The sequence below is a fragment of the Micromonospora sp. M51 genome (assembly GCF_018070305.1).
GTDB classification, from domain to species: domain Bacteria; phylum Actinomycetota; class Actinomycetes; order Mycobacteriales; family Micromonosporaceae; genus Micromonospora; species Micromonospora parva.
Genome location: NZ_JAGPXZ010001342.1, coordinates 1 through 776 on the forward strand (window position 1 = coordinate 1; position 776 = coordinate 776).

2 protein-coding genes are annotated in these 776 nt (G+C 69.6%); both read right to left on the reverse strand.

Features of this window, described 5'->3' with window-relative positions:
* Positions 1-305 (reverse strand): glycogen debranching N-terminal domain-containing protein (locus tag KBX53_RS34710; protein WP_309140925.1); only part of this gene is annotated, 305 nt, incomplete at its 3' end.
* Positions 302-745: an SCP2 sterol-binding domain-containing protein gene (locus tag KBX53_RS34715; protein WP_210864007.1), complete on the reverse strand. Its 444-nt coding sequence runs from the start codon at positions 743-745 to the stop codon at positions 302-304. The genes KBX53_RS34710 and KBX53_RS34715, both read right to left, overlap by 4 nt.
* Positions 746-776: the final 31 nt, after the last annotated feature.

Genomic DNA, 776 nt, shown 5'->3' on the forward strand with positions numbered 1-776 from the left:
AGCACCGTGATGTTCTCGTGGAAACAGTCGTGAACCGAACGGTGCCTGATGATCGACACGTCGGCGTCGATGTAGTGGCTCGCCGTGCCGGGAACCAGGAAGAACCGGGTCTCGAAGTAGGTCAGGTCGTCCCGGGACAGGGCGTTGGTCCGTTCACCGTCGATCCGCAGCACCCAGTGCGACAGGAACCGGGTGTCGTACGCGAAGAGTCCGACCGGGAGCTGCGGGTCGGGCTCGATGTCGCCCTGGGCGTCGGTGATGGCGAAGATGTTGCCCGCGATGACGTGCACCAGTTCCTGCTTCACGGCCGACCACCCCGAGCGGTCGTCACGGCCCGGCCAGCCGGCGCGCCCCGGCCGGCAGGCGTGGTTCGGCCGGCAAGCGCGGCCCGGCCCAGCTCGCGCGGGTGACGGGCGCCGTCCGGCCCGGAGAAGATCCGCCGCAGCAGCATCAGCAGTTGCACGTTGCCGTGCACTGTCACCTCGTTGCGCAGCAGGCCCGCTCCGGGGTGCAACTCGCCGCGAACCATCCGGTCGAAGACCGCCCGGTCGGCCCGCACCACCAGCTCGGCGTCCTCGGCCGAGCGGGTCACCTGGACGTGTTGGTCGGCGATGGTCAGGTACCAGTGGTCGGTGCTGCCGTCGTCACGGACATCCAACCGCAGCGTCCCCGCGGTGGTCTCCGGCAGGTCGGGTCGCCGACCGGTGTCCAGCTGTCGCAGGTACTGCTCCGCCGTCGCACCCATCAGATCCCCTCCCCACGGTTCCCCGCAGGAT